Source organism: Mycobacterium sp. 852002-30065_SCH5024008 (genome assembly GCF_001665645.1).
GTDB lineage: Bacteria > Actinomycetota > Actinomycetes > Mycobacteriales > Mycobacteriaceae > Mycobacterium > Mycobacterium paraffinicum.
On the sequence record NZ_LZSZ01000146.1, the window covers coordinates 1 to 591 of the forward strand.

1 protein-coding gene is annotated in these 591 nt (G+C 64.1%); it reads left to right on the forward strand.

Annotated elements, in window-relative coordinates:
• On the forward strand, positions 1 to 591 hold a 591-nt coding region (locus A5781_RS18370), incomplete at both ends, for a phosphopantetheine-binding protein (protein WP_156624791.1).

The window sequence follows — 591 nt, forward strand, 5'->3', positions numbered from 1 at the left end:
ATGCGATCGTCGGCAGCGTCAGATGTGTATAAGAGACACGTTCGCCGGGGCGTCGGGGGCGCGGATGTATCGGACCGGGGATTTGGTGTCGTGGGGTGTTGATGGGCAGTTGCGCTATGTGGGGCGTGCTGATGAGCAGGTCAAGATCCGCGGGTATCGCATCGAACTCGGTGAAATCCAAACCACACTAGCCAGCTTGGACGGGGTGGACCAGGCGGTGGTGATCGCCCGCGAGGACCACTCCGGGGATAAGCGGCTGGTCGGCTATGTCACCGAATCGGGTTCGGGGACAGTGGATCCGGACGCCATCCGCACGCAGTTAGCGGATCGGCTGCCGGGCTATATGGTGCCGGCCGCGATCGTGGTGCTCGAGACGCTACCCCTGACGGTCAACGGCAAACTCGACACCCGCGCCCTGCCCGCCCCCGACTACACCGGCGTTCGATACCGCGCACCGGGCAGTCTTCTCGAGGAGGTGCTGGCCGGCATTTATGCCCAAGTGTTGGGTGTGGACCGCGTCGGGGTCGACGACTCGTTCTTCGAGTTGGGTGGGGATTCGTTGTCGGCGATGCGGCTGATCGCGGCGGTCAA